The organism is Roseovarius sp. D0-M9 (assembly GCF_037083805.1).
In the GTDB taxonomy this organism is placed as follows: domain Bacteria; phylum Pseudomonadota; class Alphaproteobacteria; order Rhodobacterales; family Rhodobacteraceae; genus Roseovarius.
In genome coordinates this window covers 147,112-162,993 of record NZ_JBAPKZ010000004.1, presented here as the reverse complement: position 1 = coordinate 162,993, position 15,882 = coordinate 147,112, and the positions used below count along the sequence as shown (strand labels likewise).

Sequence of the window (15,882 nt, the reverse complement as noted above, 5' to 3'; positions counted from 1 at the left end):
AGGGCGGGCGGCCGGAAATATCGCGCAGAATCCGCCGAAAAGATCAGTTAACGATCTCGCTTTCCTCCACGAACATGTTGGCCCATGCGCGGTCGACCAGCTCGGGCGTCATCTGATACGGTATCCCCTCGAATTCGCAGATCGAGATCATCTGGTCGATCAGGAACACTGGCTGGTAGTTGGCATAGACGTTGTTGATTTCGGGGTATTTTTGCTTGAGCAGGTGAACCAGCGCAGGCTCATTCAGCGGCATCTGTTTCTTGCGTGCGACCATGGCAAAGATCTTGAGGAAGTCGGCCTGATTGGGGCCGTCGATCTTGATCTTGTAGAAAATCCGGCGCAGCGCGGCCTGGTCAAAGATCTTGTTCGGGTGAAAGTTGGTCGAAAAGATCGCAAGGGTGTCAAAGGGCACCTCAAACTTCTCGCCCGATTGCAGGGCAAGGATATCCTTGCTCTCCTCCAGGGGGACAATCCAGCGGTTGACCAGGTTCTGCGGCGGCTCGGCTTGCCGACCAAGGTCGTCGACGATGAAAATGCCGCCCGTCGATTTCAGCTGAAGTGACGCCTGATACGTCCGCGCGGTGGGATTATAGACCAGATCCAGCATGTCGAGCGTCAGCTCGCCCCCGGTGATGACGGTGGGCCGCTCGCAGCGCACGTAGCGCGCATCAAAGGTGCGGCGCCGGCGCAGGGAATTGGGATCATCCTTCTCGGCCTCGGCCTTGGAGTGGACGATGGGGTCGTAGACCGTGATGACCTGCCCCGCGTATTCGATTGCCATGGGCACGTATATCCTGTCGCCCATCGCATCGCGGATGCCGTTGGAAATACTGGATTTACCGTTGCCCGGAGGCCCATACATCAGGATCGAGCGACCGGCGCTGACAGCGGGGCCAAGCTGGTCCAGCAGCGTGTTGGGCAGGACAAGGTGGCCCATCGCGCCGGTCAGCTGGTCGCGCGTGATCTGGATATTGCGGATCGACTGCCGCTTGACCTGCTCGGCGTAGACAGTGAGCGGCACGGGCATGGGGCCGAAGTATTCGGACTGGGCCAGTGCATCCAGTGCGCGCGCCTTGCCCGCATCGGTCAGCTGATAGCCCATCTCGCTGCCTGCTGTCGCGCTCATCGTGCCAGTGGCCTCGATCAGGCGCTGCTCGCGCGCCATATCGACCAGCTCCTGCGTGACGGTGCGCGGCAGGCAGATGGCTGTAGCGATGTCGCTGACCATGTCCACATTCTTGCGAAAGATGGTTTTCAACAGGATATCGCGCATCATCACGACGCTCAGGCGCATGTCTTGGATCGTGACGGGCGGGGGCGGGGGCTGGACGCCCTGTTGCGGTGTCGTTTGCATGTTCATGATGGGACAGCCTCGAATTTGCGGTCAGATTGGCGGCAGACTGCCTGCCAATCTGGGGCAAATTATGGCCTCCGCTGGGCGGTCTGGCGTCGGGCTGACGCATGTCGGACACGCACCTAGGTTTCCCCGTTAAGCCCCGCTTAGCGCGCCCTGCGCGAGGTAGATGGCCAGCGCAGCGCCCAGCGAGAGGCCGAGGGGATACTTGCCCTCGCGCGTCCAGCTGATCCAATGGGGTGCCAGGCGGCGCATCGGGCTATGCTTGACGATGCGGTGGATGACAAAGCCGAAGAACGCGGTGGCCGCGAGGATCATCAGAATGAGTTTAAGATCGCCGATAGCGATGAAGGGCGCGGCGGCGGCGGCAAATTTGGCATCCCCCGCCCCCAGTGCGCCGATGGCGTTCAGGGCAATGCCGGCGACCAGAACCACCAGCAGATGCACCCAGCGCCACGCATAGACGTCAAGCGGCAGCGCGATGAGGCCAATCACCAGATAGACGGCGGCCAGCGCCATGACGGCCTTGTTCGGGATTTTCATGTCGCGCAAATCGCTCAGCGCGACCCAAAAGCAGATGGGCAGGGCGAAGGGCAGGAACCACATCGCGGAATGGGCGGTGATAAACATGGGCCCGTCTCCTTGCCGCGCGGTTCAGTTGGTCACTGGCCCTTCCAGCGCGGCAAGGCTGGTCGCGGCGGCCTCGAAATGCTGGGGGTGGGTTTCGATCGCGTCACGTAGCAGGCCCTTGCCGATCTCGATATCGTTTTGCTTGATGGCGGTCAGGCCCAGCGTATACAGCAGCTGCGCCCGCTCTGTCTGGCTGACAGGCATGACGGGAATGGCGTAATTGCCCTGCGCCCCGCGTGCCAGAACCAGGTTGTTCTTGGCGGTAAAGAGCGTGCCATCCTGGCGGATGGCATCGGAAAACAGGCGCTCGGCATCGGCGTAATCGCCGCGGCTCAGCTTGGAATAGCCCCAGTTGTTCATCACGTTGGCGGGCTGCGTCGTAAGGCCCACCGCCGTTTCGTAGAAGCTGTCGGCCTTCTTCCAGTTCTCGTTGCTGTCGGCCACCATCGCCTCGAGGCGGTAGCGCTTGAAGGTCTCAAAGGTGGGCGGAACGGCGTCCAGCACCGTCTCGGCGCGTTCCCATTCGTTGTTGCGGATCAGCGCATCGGCAAAATCGACGTGGTCCTCGTCGGTGGCGTCCTCGTGCTCGGTTACCTTTTTCCAGGCCGAGACGCCCTCGGTGCCGCGTTTGGCGCGCACGAGGCTCTTGGCGAGACCGCGCTGCAGGTCGATGCGGCCGGGCTTTTCCGAAAGTGTGCGCTGAAAATAGGCGACGGCCTCGGCCGGGTCGCCCGCTGTCAGCATCACGTCGTTGAGGTTGCTTTCGTCGATGACGTTGACGCCCTGAAAAGCGCGGTCGACGTCCTCGGATTTGGACTTCTCGCAGCCGGACAGAATGACTGCCCCTGCCGCGCAGAGCGAAATCAGAATAGGGTGGCGCATTTTTGCGTCCTTTTACTGCCGTGCCTCGTAATGGCGCTGCTGCGGGTCCGCCTGATGGTTTGCGCCCTTGTCAGGGAATGGACCGTATCAGGTAATCACTGCTGCCGCGGCGCACCAATTTGTAGTCTTGTTCTGTGGCCTCACCATAGACCGAATTTTCCTGTTTTGCGAGCGCCAAGCGCAAATTGTCGCGAATTGAGTCACTTTCGCCATTGTCGAGCGCATAGGCGCGGCGAAACACCTGCTCGGCCTCGGCGATTTCGCCCTGTTCCATCAAGGTTACGCCGAGGTTGTTCCACGCCTCTGGCGAGGTTTCGTCCTCGGCAACCGCGTCGCGCAAGAGTTGCTCGGCCTGCCCGACCCGTCCTAGGCCCAGATAGGCACTGCCAAGGCCCAGAAGGATTTCGGAAGTCAGGCCATCGTCCAGCGCGGCGCGCGAAAAGGAGCTGATCGCCAATTCATACTCGCCCGCGCGCATCAGGCGGTGGCCCACCAGCGCGGCATCGACGGCGGTGCCACTTTTGGCGACGCCGGGCGCAAACGGGTTGCGCTCTGCGTCGGTGCCTGCACATCCGGCAAGAAGTGCAACAGACGCCGCTGCCACAAAGCCTAAAGCGTTTCGCGAAAAAACTGACTCACAGAGTTTCGTGAAACGCAGAGCGACATCAGGACGTTGCACGCGTTTCGCCTTTTGCTGATGGCTCAGGTTAAAAGCGAAACGCTTTAGGATCGCGTGTGTCCGGGTCATGCCGTGTTCAGGTCGCTCGCAACTATTGTGACATCGCCGTCAGTTCCATGATGCCCACGATCGACGGCCCCACCAGAATGATGAGCAATGGGGGCACTGTAAGCATCATGGTGGCCAATGTCATCTTTGTCGGCAGCTTGTTCGCCTTTTCCTCGGCGCGCATGACACGCTTGTCGCGCATCTCGCCTGCGTAGACGCGCAAGGCATCGGCGATCGAGGTGCCGAAGGTCTGAGACTGGACCAGCACGGTGACAAAGCTGGAGATATCCTGCACGCCGCAGCGCTCGGCCATCTCGTTCAGCACCGACGCCTTGTCGCGGCCTGCCTTGATCTGCTGGCTGACGATCAGATATTCCTCTGCAATGGCCGGAAACGAGCTGCGGATCTCATTTGCGACGCGGATGATCGACTGGTCCAGCGACTGGCCAGCCTCGACGCAGACCAGCATCATGTCCAGACTGTCGGGGAAACCGTCGGTGATTTCTTCCTGCCGCTGCTGCTGGCGCTTGGTCACCCAGTATTTGGGCGCGATATAGCCGATGCCGCCGGGGCCGAGGATGTAGAGAATGACCTGTGTCGTGCTCGTCTCGCCGCCCGATTTGAACAACAGGTAGTAGACCACACCCAGGATCAAGCCACCGACGCCGAGCGCGAATTGCGCAAAGTGAAAGTAACGCACGGCATCGCGGTTGCGGTAGCCGGCCTGCATCAGCTTCTTGCGCATCTCGCTGAGCTGTTTTTCGTCCTGTGGCTCCAGAAATCCGGCGTATTTGTCCAGTTTTTCGTTCTTGGACCCGCGAAGACGCTGCTGCTGGGGGGTGCCGCTGGTCAGGTTTTTCTGGTCGCGCTTCAGCTTGTCCAGCGGATCCTCGGGCCGGTTCATGATAATGACCAGCGTCACCATGATAAGCAGGATGCCCAGCGTGCCAACCGCGATGATCGGGCCGAACGGCCCCAGTGTGCCGGTCAGGATGTCATTGAGAAAGGTCATGGAATGATCCTGTTCAGACTTTGATGTTCACGAGGGCACGCATGACGATCAGATTGACCGTCAGGAACGCACCCACCGCGAGGCATGCGGGGATGAAGAAGGGGTGGTCGAGAACCTTGTCGTAGTAGTTCGGATCGAGCAGCTGGATGCCGACGAGGGCCAGCAGAGGAAAGCCCGACAGGAATTTGCCCGACCATTGCGCCTCGGCGGTGATCGCCTTGACCCGGCGAAAGAGGCGGAAACGCGCGCGGATCACCTTGGCCAGGCCGGCGAGGATCTCGGCAAGGTTGCCGCCCGACTGCTGCTGGATCGACACGGCCACCGCCAGAAAGCGTAGATCCTGCATGTCCAGCCGCTCGGCCATGTCCTTGAGCGCCTCGCCGACATCGCGGCCATAGGCCGCCTCATCCGCAATGATGCCGAATTCGGTGGCCAGCGGATCGCCCACTTCGGTGGCCACGATTGAGATGGCGGAAGAGAACGGATGCCCCACCTTGAGCGAGCGCACCATCAGCTCGATGGCATCGGGCAGTTGCTCTTCCAAAAGGCCCATGCGTTTCTTGGCCTTCATCGAAATCCACATGAAGATGCCGCCGACGCCCATGGCGATGGCCACGGCGATGCGCACGGGCAGGGAGGTGGCGGTGCCGATGGTCAGGCCGATAAAGGCGATGAACGAGACCAGAACCATCAGCATCATCAACTGCTTGGGCGAAAAGGCGATGGCCGCCTTCTGTGCCTTGGTCGCCAGCACGGAATAGAGCGGGAAGCGGCGCGAGCGCAGATGCTGCTGCATCTCCTTGCGCAGTTTCTCCATTACCTCTTCGCGGCGCCCGCCCTTGTCCAGCATTTCCAGACGGCGATTGACCCGGCTATTGAGGCTGATCGACTTGCCGAAGACGGTCAGATAGATCCCCTCGACCAAGGCGAGCACGCCGAAGAAGATCAGACCGTAGATGATTGGCTCTGCACTGAGGGTCATGGTGATTTACTCCGGCGTCACGGGTTCATAGATCGATGCGGGCAGATCGTAGCCCCACAGGCGGAACCGCTCGGAATAATGCGAGCGCACGCCTGTTGCGGTGAAATGTCCGATGATCTTGTTTTCGGGGGTCAGGCCGACACGCTGAAAGCGGAAGATCTCCTGCATCGAAATCACCTCGCCCTCCATGCCCGTCACCTCTGTGATCGACGTCATGCGGCGGCTGCCATCCTGAAGACGCGAGGCCTGCACGATCAAATGCACGGCCGACGCGATCTGGCTGCGCACGGCCTTGAGCGGCATTTCGATACCCGCCATGGCCACCATGTTTTCAAGGCGACTGATCCCGTCGCGCGGGTTGTTGGCGTGGATCGTGGTCATCGAACCGTCGTGGCCGGTGTTCATGGCCTGAAGCATGTCGATGACCTCTTCACCGCGCGTCTCGCCGACGATGATACGGTCCGGGCGCATCCGCAGTGCGTTCTTGAGGCAATCGCGGGGGCTGACCTCGCCCTTGCCCTCGACGTTGGGCGGGCGGCTCTCCATCCGGCCGACGTGGATCTGTTGCAGCTGAAGTTCGGCGGTGTCCTCGATCGTCAGGATACGCTCGGCATTGTCGATGAAGGACGATAGCGCGTTCAGCGTCGTCGTCTTGCCCGAGCCGGTGCCGCCAGAGACGATGATGTTGAGGCGACAAGCCACGGCGGCTTGCAGATAGGCGGCCATTTCCTCGGAAAAGGCGCCAAAGTTGACCAGATCGTCGATCCCCAGCTTGTCCTTCTTGAACTTGCGGATCGACACGAGGCTGCCATCGACCGCAACAGGCGGCACCATCGCGTTGAAGCGCGAGCCGTCCGCAAGGCGGGCGTCGACGTAAGGGTTGCTCTCGTCCACGCGGCGGCCCACGGCGCTGACGATCTTGTCGATGATGCGCAAAAGGTGCTTTTCGTCCTTGAACGTGACGTCAGACAGCTCCAGCTTGCCATCGCGCTCGATAAAGATCTGTTGTGGGCCGTTCACCAGAATATCGTTGACCGTGTCGTCCTTGAGCAGCGTTTCAAGCGGTCCGAGGCCGCGCACCTCGTCATAAAGCTCTTGCGTGAGGGTCATGCGATCCTCGCGGTTCAGAACGATACTGCGTTCTTCCAGAACTTCGGCTGTGATCGCGCTGATTTCCTCGCGCAGATCCTGTTCGGTCGCCTGATCGAGAGCGCCAAGGTTCAGGTTGTCCAGAAGGGCGCGGTGCATGTCCAGCTTGATCTCGCTCAGCCGCTCCTTGCGCTTGCGCTCGCGATCCTGCGGGGGCAGATCGGCCTTGGCCGGTGCCAGGTGGCGGCGCAGGCTGGCGGCATTGGGGGCGGTCGCGCGGTTGGGGGCGGCTGCGGGCGCACTCTGGGTGGGTGCTGCGGCGGGCTTGACCGGCGTAGCCTTGCCGCCTTCGGACTTTTTATAACGTGAAAACATCGGCTCGTTACCTTTCTGCAGGCGCGCGCTCAGGCGGCATCTGCGTCACTCTTGGCCAGCGCGTGAATCGAGGCTGCCAGCTTGGCAATCTCCTTGCGCAGGGGATTCTTGGGTGCCGCCTTGGCCAGGGGCAGGCCGTGATCTGCACCTTGGCCGACAGCCTTGCCGCCGTCCGGCAACTGCAATTCGATGCTGATCTCGAGGCTTTCGGCCATGCGCTTGACGCGGCTCTTGCCGCTCATGTCGGTGAATTTGGGCGCACGGTTCATGCAATATCTCAGCCGCTCCAGCGGCAGATCCTCGGCCTTGAGCGCGCGCTTGACGCGCAGCGTGTTCTGGGCCGAGCGCATGTCCATTTCGAGCGTGGCAAAATAGATCTGTGCGGCGCAAAGGACCGTCTCGGTCCATTGCACAAGCGTTGTCGGCATATCGACGATGACATAGTCGAAATGCTTGCGCGCCTGGTCCAGAACCCGCGTGACATCCTCGGGCGAAATCATGTCGAGGGGCAGCATCTCGGGCGGGGCGGTCAGCACCCACAGGCGGTCCTGATAGCTGACCAGCGCCTGCTTGAAGATGTCCTCATCCATCGTTTCGGTGTCGGACCACATTTCGAACACGGCCTCACGCCGCGGCAGATCGAGAAAGGTCGAAACCGAGCCGAATTGCAAACCCATGTCGATGATGCACACGCGGGGCGCCTTGTCCTTGGATGCGCTGGCAAGCTCCCAAGCGAGGTTGACGGCCAATGTCGTTGCGCCGGTGCCGCCCGCAAGGCCGTGCACGCCCAGAATCACGCCATCGCCGCCATTCGCGCGGGGTGTTGAACTGACGGTGGGAGCGGGCTCAGCAGGCTTGCGCATACGCTCGATCGCGGCCTGCAATTCGCCCTCTGGCAGGGGGTAGGGCACAAACTCGTCCGCGCCTTGGCGCAGCAGGCTGTGCAGCGCGGCGGGGGTCACATCGTCGGCGATGAGGATCACCTTGATCTTGAGCTGACCTGCCAGAGTGATGATATCGCCGATGATGCTGAGATCGGCCTCGTCATCCTCGTCAATGGCGATGGCGATGAACTCCAGCATTTTCGCATCGAGCTGCCCCATGAAGGCCAAAGCCTCGGGAAATCCCAGATCACCCCATGCCTCGCCGACCGCAGATTCCATATCCTCGATCAAAAGGTCGAAATTGGTCACATCGCGGCTGATCGTGCACGCGACGAGGGGGCTTGCCTCGGGTTGATTGGTCGCACTGCTCATTGCGTTACTGTCCTATCTTGCGTGGCGCTGGCGGGGGCGGCCTCTTGGGTGGGCCGTCCTTTTGCACAGAGCCGCGATTGTTCGAATCCCGGCCCGCACCACGGGCGCCGGCCGGTTTCTCCTCATGCAAACTCACCGAAAATCTGGGCAACAATAGGGCCGGAATATCGTAATTGTGCGTTCACGCGCATCTTGCGCCCGCAGTCGTGCCTGCCTGTCGAACAAAAAAAACCCACCGGCGATGCGGCGGGTTTTGAGATGTCCCGGCAAGCCGGGCAGGGAGAAAACCTGTGCGCTCTTGCGCCTATTCGCTTGTCAGGCTCTGCGATTCGCCAGCCATCATGAGATCTGATTGGGGTTTGGCGCTGACGATTGTCTCGCGATAGACGACCTGGGCGTATTTGCCGTCCATGATGATAGGATGCGATTTCACGAAACCCGACACTTCGGTCACGGTGCGCCTGTTGCGACGCTCCCGGCCTTGGGTCACGATCAGGGGCTGCGCCTCGCCAAAGGACACGACGGCTTCGAGGCGCGAACGGCTGATGCCTTGCGCGGTGAGATAGTTCACCACGGCGCGTGCGCGGCGCATACCCAAATTCTTGTTGTAGGCGCTCGATCCGACGGCGTCCGTGTGCCCATAGACCTTGAAGCGGACCTCGGGAAACTGGCGTATCCACGCCGCCTGCTCGCGCAGCGTATCGCGGGCGCCTGCATCCAACTGATCGGAGTTGAAGGCAAAGTTGACCGTTGAAAGCACTTCGGTCGCAAAGCGATTTGACAGGTTGTAGACATAGCTGCGCTCGCCGGTCATCACTTGGGTGTTGTGCATGACGGCGTTGCCGAAATTGCCGCCATCCACCAGCGATCCCGCCTCACCGAAGTACGACCGATATACCTCGGGCGAGTTGGTGCACCCTACCAGTGCCAGGATTGGCAGAATTGAAAGAGTCCTCTTCATCTTCTCCGCTCCCTGCTCAATCCATCACATAGCCGTAAGAGCCGCTGAAGTCCTGATCTGCAACTTCACCAGCGCCGCCGGTCTGGGGGCGCGCATCGCGGGCGACGCGGCCATTGAGAAACAGATCTGCCTCGGAGGGCAGTCTGACCCGATCGGTCGGCAACACAAGGGCCTCGCCGCGCGTCGGCGAAACCAGATGCGCCGTCACGATGATGACCAACTCGGTCTGCGAGCGCTGATAATCGGCGCTGCGAAAGAGGGCGCCAAGGACCGGGACATCGCCCAGCCATGGCACCTGGCCGGAATTATCGCGGAAATCGTCCTGCAAGAGGCCGGCGATCGCAAAGCTCTCTCCATCGCGCAATGCGACCGTTGTCGATGTGTCGCGGCGGCGGAAGCCACTGATATTGAAGCCGGTTGCCTGGATGCTGCTGCTCGGGTCCAGTGACGATACAGCGGCCGCCAACTCGAGGTTGATGACGTTGTCGTCCAGAACACGGGGCGTGAAATTCAGCTCGACCCCGAAGGGCTTGAACTCGACCGCGATCGCGCCGTCTTCCTGGCTGACGGGAATGGGATATTCGCCGCCCGCAAGAAATTTGGCCTCCTGGCCGGAAAGGGCTGTCAGGTTCGGCTCGGCCAAGGTGCGCACGACACCCTTTGTCTCGAGCGCCTGAAGCAGGATACCAATCTGCGCCGAACCTGCATTGAACCCAAAGAAGGCCGCGCCGTTGTTGTTGCCCAACGCCGTCGTGCCCGGTGTAATACCTGACGGCTGAAAATCTGACGATACGCCGTTGACTGCGGCGCCCGCGCCCAGACCACCAGTAGAAAGACCATCAATGGACAGCGATGAGGACAGGCTCTTGGCAACATTGCGCTGCATCTCGGCAAAGCGGACCTTGAGCATGACCTGCTGCTTGCCCGAAACGCTCATCAGGTTCGACACCCGCTCGGGGGCATAGCGTTCGGCCAGATCCAGCGCGCGCTGCAATCGCGGTGTGCTGCTGACCGTGCCCGACATGACGATGCCGTCATTCGCGGTGCGCACCTCGATCTGCTCGTTCGGCAGGATCTGGCGCAGGCGTTCCTTGAATTCCGAAACATCGGCGCTGACCTGCACTTCAACATTTGCGATCAGGCGACCGTTTTCATCCAGAAGTGTCAGCGTGGTGCGACCCGGCGATTTGCCTAGCACATAAATGGTGCGATCCGACAGCGTCGAAAAATCGGCGATGGCCGGGTTCGCGATGCTGAGTTCTGCAAATGGCACGTCGCTTTCGACCACCACAGCGCGGTTCATCGCGACACTCAGGTCACGACCAGAGCCCTTGCGCACAACCTGAAGGCTGTCCGCATGGACAGGTGCCGGCGCACCGGATAGGATTGCCGTCAGCCCGATCAGGGCTGCCGCAAATATGTTCGTCATTTTCATGTGACCTGCCTTCCGATCACGCCTCATTGTTGGGTCTTGACGCCCAAGATTGATTTACTGTGCGGTAGTTTTTTCTTTTTTTCAAGGATCAATGGCACTTAGGCGTTTTTTGTAAACTGTGTGATTTTTGAGTTGCACAAATACTTTGGGGCGCCGTGGAAGAAGCGCCCCAAGATGTCATAGTGTTTACAGTAGGTTGGGCGCTAGTTCGTGCAGGGGATAGGTGTTTCGATCACTTCTGCGCCGCGCCGTGTGCGGATCGTGCAAACCTCTGCGCGGGGCGCTGCAGCAGGAGCCGGGGCGGCGGAAAGCCCGAGGAGCTGGCGTTGATCCACCTCGATCGCCTGGGCCACGACATCGTCCTGCGTGCCCACAAGGCTGAGGGTCAGACGACCTGTGGCCTGGGCCTGCGCGAGGGCGGCGACCTGCTCGGGGCGGACGACGACCGTGACGGTTTGCGCGATGTTGGCTTCGGCCATGTCCGAATTGGAGGATTGGTCAATCGCGATCAGGCGAACGCCGCTGTCGATCAGCTTGGTGACATCGCCGCGACTGTCGCCTTCGGTGCGCAGGTTGCCTTGGCCGATATTGCCGGTCCAATAGACATCGACGCGGTCTCCCGGCCGCAAGAAGCCCGAAACACCCGAGGTGCTGTCGACCTTGATCGCAAAGGCCCGCATACCGCGCCCCAGCTTCGCCGAGATCCCGGCATCCTGGCCCGGCCCCGTCACCTTGATGGCGAGGATGGCCTCGCCTTTTTCCATGGCTCGCAGCGCGGTGCGAGGCTCGTCCTCGCCCCTGGGAAACAGGCTTTCCTCGGTCAGAAAGACACCCTCGGGCAAAGACGCTTCGGGGTAGGCGACCTGCTTGACGTCCTTTGTCAGGATCTGCTCGCCATATTCAAGCGTGCGTTTGGCGACGTAGACATCGACGGTCTTGATCGGCTCGGGACGCGACTGGCGCTCGATCGCGAGAGCATTCTGATAATTCTGAATATAGCTTTGCGCCATGTAGACGGCAAAGCCAGCAAGCGCCACGCCGAGAACGAGGACCAGTCCAAAAATCAAACGCATGGCTTTTCCTTTCAATCAGTGGGCTGGCCGGGTGCCGGTGTGTGATTGGTGGATGCAGTGAAATGCTCTTGTTACAACAGTCCCGGCATTAGAATGTTTGCAAAGCAACGATGAAAGTTATTCAGTGCCAGTTTCGATCGCAGCGACGTCAGTTTCAATCTTTCCAGACAGGCCTTCGATGCCCGTGCGAGCAGATGCTACCGCTGTGACACCGAGTGCGACCACTGCTGCGGTCAGAACAACCCAGTCGACAGTGACTGCGCCGCATTCGTCTTCGAGCCACGCTTTGAGATAAATTGACATACTCTCGTTCCCACCCGTTGGATGAATCCATTATGAGGGCAATGCATGGCGTAAGGATGTCGCTACGACTATATGCCTCGTGGCAGATGAGCCGCAAATCGATGACTTGCGGCTCACCGTCTAATTTTCTGGATCATAAAGATCCGTGAATTAACCCTCTTCAGGGACGGCTGTCGCAGTGACGCCGGTTTCCAGATCGTTGACGTCACTCGCGATGGTGCCAGCCAGACCTTCGACGCCGCCCTTGACGGCTGCCACACCGGCAATGCCCAGGCCAACGACTGCTGCGGTCAGAACGACCCAGTCAACGGTCACGGCGCCATCTTCGTCTGCACGGAAATTCTTGATGAAATTGATCATGTGTTGTCCCTCCAAAGGATCATTGAGTTGCTCAGGTTTCTCACCGTCTTGCTGGCTGGGCCGCCTCTCTACTGTTGGCCCTCAGCGCCTCGGATGAGTAGGTTTTGCTGCTCAATGAAGGCGCAAATTAGGCGCGATTGGAGCGATTTTGTAGCGTATTGATATTTTTGAAGAGGGAATGCCTAACAGGCTGAAAATATTATATTTTTAAATTAAAGATTTGCTTACCTTTTGATGGGGTTGCGTCGAATCAGGCGCCGAATCCGCCTCGGGCGCGTCACGGGACTGGCGCGAGGCCCGGTTTTTTGCGATGATTTGAGGAAAAGCGCGACGCATCAGACAGAACGCAAACAGGCAGAACACACCCCGTGCGACATATCCTTGCCCCGACGTTGGCGGCCTTGCTGCTGTGTCCGGCGCCTCTGGTGGCCGATCCGGCACCCTTTCCCGAGTTTACCTTCAAGATGGGCAAGCCCCCCAAGAAGGGAACGAGCAAGCGCATCGATGTCCAGATCCAGCCGGGCGATCAGCCCGCCCCGGCCCGCAGCACCCCGCCGCGTGCCGAGGGCGAAGACACCGGCGTCGCCGCATCCCCGGACGTGCGCACGGCCAGCTACGGGTGGTTCTGGGACAAGGTGCCACCGGGCTACGCCGATGCGGGCACGCTGCGCTTTGACGAGGCGCTGGGCATTCTGGCCAAACCGCCTGCGGGCATGGCAAGCCCGCGCTACCGCTTGCAGGACATGCAGGACATCGCCGCAGCGCAAGGACAGCACATCCTGATGGCGACGATCGGAACCGACGTGTCGCCCGCGCTGGTGCTGGCGGTGATCGCAGTCGAATCCGGCGGGCGGCGCACGGCGGTCAGTGAGAAGGGCGCCGAGGGCCTGATGCAGCTGATCCCCGACACCGCCGCGCGATTTGGCGTGACCGACAGCCTGTCGGAGGCCGAGAACATCCGCGGCGGCGTGGCCTATCTCGATTGGTTGCTCAAGGAGTTCGAGGGCGATCCCATCCTGGCGCTGGCCGGCTACAACGCAGGCGAGCGCGCGGTCAAGGCCAACCAGGGCGTGCCGCCGTACGCCGAAACCCGTGATTATGTGCCCAAGGTGCTGGCCGCATATGATCTGGCCCGCGGCCTGTGCAAGACACGGCCCGAGTTCATCTCGGACGGTTGCGCCCTCAATATGGCCATGGCGAACTGAAAAAGGGGCGGCGCCACATGGCACCGCCCCCTGATCTTGAGCAAGGAAAGTCGAAACCTTGCTGGTAAACTCCGCTTGGCGTTCTGCCTGCGCCTCAGACGATCGTCGCCTCTGTTGCGGCGCGGATCTCGTCTTCGGTGACGCCTGTCGCGCATTCGACGATCCTGAGCCCGCCGGGCACCACATCCAGAACACCTAAGTTGGTGATGATGCGATTCACGACGCCCGTCCCGGTCAGCGGCAATGTGCATTCCTTGAGCAGTTTGCTGTCGCCCGCCTTGTTCGTGTGGTCCATCACGACGATCACCTTGCCGACACCGGCGACAAGATCCATCGCGCCGCCCATGCCCTTGACCAGCTTGCCGGGGATCATCCAGTTGGCCAGATCGCCGTTCTCGGCGACTTCCATTGCACCAAGGATCGCGGCTGCGATCTTGCCGCCCCGGATCATGCCAAAGCTGGTCGCGCTATCGAAATAGGCCGTGCGGTTCAGCTCGGTGATGGTCTGTTTCCCGGCGTTGATAAGGTCGGGGTCCTCTTCACCCTCGAAGGGGAATGCACCCATGCCCAGCATTCCGTTCTCGGATTGCAGGGTGATCTCCTTGTCGCCGACGTAATTGGCGACCAGCGTCGGAATACCGATGCCGAGGTTCACATACATGCCGTCTTCCAGCTCTTGCGCGGCGCGCTCGGCCATTTGGTTGCGGTCCCAAGGCATCAGGCTTCCTCCCTCTTGCGCGTCGTGCGCTGTTCGATCCGTTTCTCGTGCTCGCCCTGGATCAGACGGTGCACATAGATGCCGGGCAGGTGGATATGGTCAGGGTCGAGCGTGCCGCGCGGCACGATCTCTTCGACCTCGACAACGCAGACCTTGCCGCACATCGCAGCGGGGGGGTTGAAATTGCGGGCCGTCTTGCGGAACACCAGATTGCCGGTGTCGTCGGCCTTCCACGCTTTTACGATGCTGAGGTCTGCCACGATCCCGCGTTCGAGGATGTAGGTCTCGCCGTCGAACTCCTTGTGCTCCTTGCCCTCGGCGACCTGCGTGCCGACGCCGGTCTTGGTATAGAAGCCGGGGATGCCCGCGCCGCCGGCGCGCATGCGCTCGGCCAGGGTGCCTTGGGGGTTGAACTCGATCTCCAACTCGCCCGCCAGATACTGGCGCATGAACTCGGCATTCTCGCCCACGTAAGAGCTCATCATCTTGCGCACCTGCCGCGACTGAAGCAGGATTCCGATGCCAAAATCATCGACGCCCGCGTTGTTGCTGGCAAATGTCAGATCCTTGGCGCCATGTTCCTTGATCGCCTGTAGCAGCAACTCGGGGATGCCGCACAGACCAAATCCACCGGCCGCGATGGTCATGCCGTCCTCCAGCAGACCCTCCAGCGCCTCGGTGGCGTTCGCATATACTTTCTTCATGAAAAATCCCTCTCAAGCACGGTTCCTAGGTTTGTGGTCAGCGGCGCATCAAGAGTCAATGCCACCGCGCCGCCAGCCCTGTCCGACAAGGGGGTTTCTTCATACACCCGGCCCACGTGGGGCCGGGGGCGGATTCAGGCCGGGGCCAGCGGTAATCAGATCACGCGCACCTGAGTGCCGACGGGCGTGATCTCGAACAGCTCTTCGATCTTCTGGTTGTAAAGACCGATGCACCCCGAGGACGAGCGGCGCCCGATCTTGCGCGTGTCATGCGTGCCGTGGATCAGATAGGCGGGCCACGACAGATACATCGCGTGGGTGCCCAAGGGATTGCCCGGACCCGGCGGCATGTAATCGGGCAGGGTGGGGTCCCGTTCTTTCATGTTCGCGGTTGGTGTCCAGTCGGGGCCGACTTTCTTGCGCACGATCTTGGTATAGCCGGTGCGCGTCAGTGCGTCTGTCATCGGAACGGACGTGGGATAAACACGGTAATCCGTGGCATCCGAGTTCCAGTAGTGCAGCGCACGCGATCCGGTGTCACAAACAATCGCGCCACTGCCCAGCGAGTCGAAGTGGTCCTGCCAGTCCTGCCTTATGAAGCTGGACGTGTTGCGGCGCGTGCCGGCCACATCCTGAGCGCGCAGGATACCGGGCGCAGCCAATGTCGTAAAGGCCGCGGCACCGCCGATCAATGCGGCGCGGCGGCTGAGGCCTGATGTCTTCATGGCTCATGTCCTCTTGAGTGATGGGCAGAATCGTTGCCCTCGTGCTTTACATGCAGTTTAGCGCCATAAAGTTCCAATGACAAAGCTGTGT

General features: G+C 60.8%; 17 protein-coding genes. 1 reads left to right on the top strand and 16 read right to left on the bottom strand.

Annotated features, from left to right (window positions below; translation table 11 throughout):
• Nucleotides 1-43 precede the first annotated feature (43 nt).
• The 13 genes from V8352_RS04870 to V8352_RS04810 all read right to left on the bottom strand — a co-directional run bounded on the left by V8352_RS04870 (nt 44) and on the right by V8352_RS04810 (nt 12,439).
• A complete protein-coding gene (locus V8352_RS04870; RefSeq protein WP_336423135.1) occupies nt 44-1,360 on the bottom strand; it encodes an ATPase in 1,317 nt (438 codons plus the stop codon).
• 129 nt (nt 1,361-1,489) lie between these two features.
• Entirely contained in the window at nt 1,490-1,984 is a 495-nt protein-coding gene (locus V8352_RS04865) for a prepilin peptidase (protein ID WP_336423134.1), read from the bottom strand.
• A gap of 24 nt (nt 1,985-2,008) precedes the next feature.
• Nucleotides 2,009-2,866, bottom strand: a complete 858-nt coding sequence (locus V8352_RS04860) for a tetratricopeptide repeat protein (RefSeq protein ID WP_336423133.1) — start codon at nt 2,864-2,866, stop codon at nt 2,009-2,011.
• A 70-nt stretch (nt 2,867-2,936) separates the two neighbouring features.
• Complete coding sequence (locus V8352_RS04855; protein WP_336423132.1) at nt 2,937-3,470, bottom strand: tetratricopeptide repeat protein; 534 nt, start codon at nt 3,468-3,470, stop codon at nt 2,937-2,939.
• A 166-nt stretch (nt 3,471-3,636) separates the two neighbouring features.
• A complete protein-coding gene (locus V8352_RS04850) occupies nt 3,637-4,605 on the bottom strand; it encodes a type II secretion system F family protein (RefSeq protein ID WP_336423131.1) in 969 nt (322 codons plus the stop codon).
• Between the two features lie 13 nt (nt 4,606-4,618).
• Nucleotides 4,619-5,587 carry a type II secretion system F family protein gene (locus V8352_RS04845; protein ID WP_336423130.1) on the bottom strand — a complete coding sequence of 323 codons (969 nt, stop codon included), beginning with the start codon at nt 5,585-5,587 and terminating at the stop codon, nt 4,619-4,621.
• A gap of 6 nt (nt 5,588-5,593) precedes the next feature.
• Nucleotides 5,594-7,051, bottom strand: a complete 1,458-nt coding sequence (locus tag V8352_RS04840) for a CpaF family protein (protein WP_336423129.1) — start codon at nt 7,049-7,051, stop codon at nt 5,594-5,596.
• A 29-nt stretch (nt 7,052-7,080) separates the two neighbouring features.
• Nucleotides 7,081-8,307: an AAA family ATPase gene (locus V8352_RS04835; protein ID WP_336423128.1), complete on the bottom strand. Its 1,227-nt coding sequence runs from the start codon at nt 8,305-8,307 to the stop codon at nt 7,081-7,083.
• 304 nt (nt 8,308-8,611) lie between these two features.
• The gene (locus V8352_RS04830) at nt 8,612-9,268 is read right to left on the bottom strand and encodes an OmpA family protein (protein ID WP_336423127.1); all 657 of its coding nucleotides are present in this window, start codon (nt 9,266-9,268) and stop codon (nt 8,612-8,614) included.
• A 16-nt stretch (nt 9,269-9,284) separates the two neighbouring features.
• A complete protein-coding gene (locus V8352_RS04825; protein ID WP_442970964.1) occupies nt 9,285-10,697 on the bottom strand; it encodes a type II and III secretion system protein family protein in 1,413 nt (470 codons plus the stop codon).
• Nucleotides 10,698-10,906: 209 nt separating this feature from the next.
• Complete coding sequence (cpaB, locus tag V8352_RS04820; RefSeq protein ID WP_336423125.1) at nt 10,907-11,776, bottom strand: Flp pilus assembly protein CpaB; 870 nt, start codon at nt 11,774-11,776, stop codon at nt 10,907-10,909.
• A 117-nt stretch (nt 11,777-11,893) separates the two neighbouring features.
• Nucleotides 11,894-12,079 carry a hypothetical protein gene (locus tag V8352_RS04815; RefSeq protein ID WP_336423124.1) on the bottom strand — a complete coding sequence of 62 codons (186 nt, stop codon included), beginning with the start codon at nt 12,077-12,079 and terminating at the stop codon, nt 11,894-11,896.
• 150 nt (nt 12,080-12,229) lie between these two features.
• Nucleotides 12,230-12,439 (bottom strand): Flp family type IVb pilin, encoded by a 210-nt coding sequence (locus V8352_RS04810; protein ID WP_336423123.1) that lies wholly within the window; start codon nt 12,437-12,439, stop codon nt 12,230-12,232.
• Between the two features lie 368 nt (nt 12,440-12,807).
• On the opposite strand from V8352_RS04810, the gene V8352_RS04805 reads away from it, so the two are divergent.
• Nucleotides 12,808-13,644, top strand: a complete 837-nt coding sequence (locus tag V8352_RS04805; protein WP_442970958.1) for a lytic transglycosylase domain-containing protein — start codon at nt 12,808-12,810, stop codon at nt 13,642-13,644.
• 94 nt (nt 13,645-13,738) lie between these two features.
• Here V8352_RS04805 and V8352_RS04800 read toward each other — a convergent pair whose 3' ends face one another.
• The 3 genes from V8352_RS04800 to V8352_RS04790 form a co-directional block, all read right to left on the bottom strand.
• Nucleotides 13,739-14,362, bottom strand: a complete 624-nt coding sequence (locus V8352_RS04800) for a 3-oxoacid CoA-transferase subunit B (RefSeq protein ID WP_336423122.1) — start codon at nt 14,360-14,362, stop codon at nt 13,739-13,741.
• Complete coding sequence (locus V8352_RS04795) at nt 14,362-15,066, bottom strand: CoA transferase subunit A (RefSeq protein ID WP_336423121.1); 705 nt, start codon at nt 15,064-15,066, stop codon at nt 14,362-14,364. Before V8352_RS04795 ends, V8352_RS04800 begins: the two co-directional genes overlap by 1 nt.
• Before the next feature lie 155 nt (nt 15,067-15,221).
• The gene (locus V8352_RS04790; RefSeq protein ID WP_336423120.1) at nt 15,222-15,791 is read right to left on the bottom strand and encodes a L,D-transpeptidase; all 570 of its coding nucleotides are present in this window, start codon (nt 15,789-15,791) and stop codon (nt 15,222-15,224) included.
• Nucleotides 15,792-15,882: the final 91 nt, after the last annotated feature.

Bases quoted from the DNA above. Each gene is read 5' to 3' on its own strand.
- V8352_RS04810 (WP_336423123.1), bottom strand. From the start codon at position 12,439: ATGATCAATTTCATCAAGAATTTCCGTGCAGACGAAGATGGCGCCGTG.
- V8352_RS04815 (WP_336423124.1), bottom strand. From the start codon at position 12,079: ATGTCAATTTATCTCAAAGCGTGGCTCGAAGACGAATGCGGCGCAGTC.
- V8352_RS04845 (WP_336423130.1), bottom strand. From the start codon at position 5,587: ATGACCCTCAGTGCAGAGCCAATCATCTACGGTCTGATCTTCTTCGGC.
- V8352_RS04840 (WP_336423129.1), bottom strand. From the start codon at position 7,051: ATGTTTTCACGTTATAAAAAGTCCGAAGGCGGCAAGGCTACGCCGGTC.
- V8352_RS04835 (WP_336423128.1), bottom strand. From the start codon at position 8,307: ATGAGCAGTGCGACCAATCAACCCGAGGCAAGCCCCCTCGTCGCGTGC.
- V8352_RS04825 (WP_442970964.1), bottom strand. From the start codon at position 10,697: ATGACGAACATATTTGCGGCAGCCCTGATCGGGCTGACGGCAATCCTA.
- V8352_RS04865 (WP_336423134.1), bottom strand. From the start codon at position 1,984: ATGTTTATCACCGCCCATTCCGCGATGTGGTTCCTGCCCTTCGCCCTG.
- V8352_RS04800 (WP_336423122.1), bottom strand. From the start codon at position 14,362: ATGCCTTGGGACCGCAACCAAATGGCCGAGCGCGCCGCGCAAGAGCTG.
- V8352_RS04830 (WP_336423127.1), bottom strand. From the start codon at position 9,268: ATGAAGAGGACTCTTTCAATTCTGCCAATCCTGGCACTGGTAGGGTGC.
- V8352_RS04795 (WP_336423121.1), bottom strand. From the start codon at position 15,066: ATGAAGAAAGTATATGCGAACGCCACCGAGGCGCTGGAGGGTCTGCTG.
- V8352_RS04860 (WP_336423133.1), bottom strand. From the start codon at position 2,866: ATGCGCCACCCTATTCTGATTTCGCTCTGCGCGGCAGGGGCAGTCATT.
- V8352_RS04790 (WP_336423120.1), bottom strand. From the start codon at position 15,791: ATGAAGACATCAGGCCTCAGCCGCCGCGCCGCATTGATCGGCGGTGCC.
- V8352_RS04870 (WP_336423135.1), bottom strand. From the start codon at position 1,360: ATGAACATGCAAACGACACCGCAACAGGGCGTCCAGCCCCCGCCCCCG.
- cpaB (WP_336423125.1), bottom strand. From the start codon at position 11,776: ATGCGTTTGATTTTTGGACTGGTCCTCGTTCTCGGCGTGGCGCTTGCT.
- V8352_RS04850 (WP_336423131.1), bottom strand. From the start codon at position 4,605: ATGACCTTTCTCAATGACATCCTGACCGGCACACTGGGGCCGTTCGGC.